Source organism: Ideonella azotifigens (assembly GCF_006519715.1).
In the GTDB taxonomy this organism is placed as follows: Bacteria; Pseudomonadota; Gammaproteobacteria; order Burkholderiales; family Burkholderiaceae_C; genus Ideonella; species Ideonella azotifigens.
On record NZ_VIDT01000898.1, the window covers coordinates 1 to 1,865 of the forward strand.

Genomic DNA, 1,865 nt, shown 5'->3' on the forward strand with positions numbered 1-1,865 from the left:
CGAGCTGGCCCTGCAACTGGGCGAGACGCTGCGCGAGCTGGCGCACAGCCTGCCGGGGCTGGTGAAGATCGCCGTGGTGTTCGGAGGCGTGTCGATCAATCCGCAGATGATGGGCTTGCGCGGCGGGGCCGACATCGTTGTCGCCACGCCCGGGCGGTTGCTGGACCTGGTGCGGCACAACGCGCTGTCGCTGGGCCAAGTCAAGACGCTGGTGCTGGACGAGGCCGACCGGCTGCTGGCGCTGGGCTTCGAGGAAGAGCTGGCCGAGGTGCTGGCGCTGCTGCCGGCCCGGCGGCAGACGGTGCTGAGCTCGGCGACCTTCCCGCCGGCCGTCACCACGCTGGCGGAGCAGTGGCTGCAAGAGCCTGAACAGATCCGCCTGAGCAACCTGACCACGGCGCGGCCGGACATCCGCCAGCGCGCGCTGGTGGTCGAGGAAACCCGCCGCACCTCGCTGCTGCGCCACCTGCTGGCCCAGCGCATCGAGCTGAAGCAGGACGCGCGTGCACTGGTCTTCGTGGCCAGCCAGCATGCGGCCGAGAAGGTGGCGCACAAGCTGGCGCTGGCGGGCGTGGCGGCCGAGCCGTTCCACGCCGGCCTGAGCCAGGGCGCGCGACAGAACATGCTGCATGCGTTCAAGCAGGCCAAGCTGCAGGTGCTGGTGGCGACCGACATGGCCGCGCGCGGCCTGCACATCGACGCACTGCCGCTGGTCGTCAACTACGACCTGCCGCGCTCGTCGGAGGACCATGTGCACCGCATCGGCCGCACTGGCCGCGCGGGCGCAGAAGGCGAAGCGATCAGCTTCATCACGCCGGCCACCGAAGCGCATTTCCGGCTGATCGAGAACCGCCAGGGCCAACGCGTGCCACGTGAGCAGATCGCCGGTTTCGAGCCGCACGTGCACCATGCCGCGCCGGCTGCGCCGGCCGAGGAAGACAGCGGCGACATGCCCTTGCCCGCCGGCACCGGGCTGGACCCGAATGGCGGCATCAAGGGCAAGCGCAAGAGCAAGAAGGACAAGCTGCGCGAGGCCGCAGCCAGCGCCAAGGGCGAGCGCCAAACGCAAAAGCCCGGCTGACGCACCGCGCAACCCCAAGCCTGGGGATCGTCCACAGGACCAAGCGCAGAGATACTGCGGCGCGCACGCCAACCCTGCTGTACCTTGAAAGCTACCCATTGCCTGCTGCGCCTGCTGGGACAGCCCCGCCTGAGCTGGCTGGGCGAGCCCGCACGCGACATTCGTTTCCGCTATCGCAAGACCTGGCTGTTGCTGGCCTGCCTGGCCTGCCACCCCGCCGAATGGCAGCCACGCAGCGTGCTGGCCGGGCGCCTCTGGCCGGCGCTGCCGGCAGCCGCCGCCCTGACCAACCTGCGCCAGTTGCTGGCCGATGCGAGCCAGGGCCTGGGGTCGCTGGCACTTGGGCTGGCACTGGAGGTCGAGCGCCAGCAGGTGCGGCTGCGACCGCACGCGCAGTTGCTGGTCGACCTGCACCTGCTGCGGGAGTGGCAACAGCAAGCCCCTGCCGACGCAGAGCTCAGCCTTGCGGCCCTGGGGGATGCACAGATCTGGTTGAGCCCGCTGCTCGAAGGCTTTTCCACAGACGCCCTGACCTCCGGCGACGACTGGCTGGGGCCAGAACGTCAACGCTGGCGGCAGACGGGCCTGGCCAGCGTTCGCACCCTGAGCCGTTGGCTGCAAGCCCAAGGGCGCACCGCTGCGGCCATTTCTGCCGCCCGCGCCGCCTGGCAGCAGGAGCCGCTGGACGAAGACCTCGCTGCCGGGTTGATCGATCTGCTGGTTGCCCATGCGGACCTGCGCGGCGCGCGCGAGGTGCTGACCTTGACCGACAACCACTGGCGCT

2 protein-coding genes are annotated in these 1,865 nt (G+C 70.2%); both read left to right on the forward strand.

Annotated features, from left to right (window positions below):
* Nucleotides 1–1,081: DEAD/DEAH box helicase (locus FKP22_RS29025; RefSeq protein ID WP_141291625.1), on the forward strand; the 1,081-nt coding region annotated here is incomplete at its 5' end.
* 84 nt (nucleotides 1,082–1,165) lie between these two features.
* Nucleotides 1,166–1,865: AfsR/SARP family transcriptional regulator (locus tag FKP22_RS29030; RefSeq protein WP_141291627.1), on the forward strand; the 700-nt coding region annotated here is incomplete at its 3' end.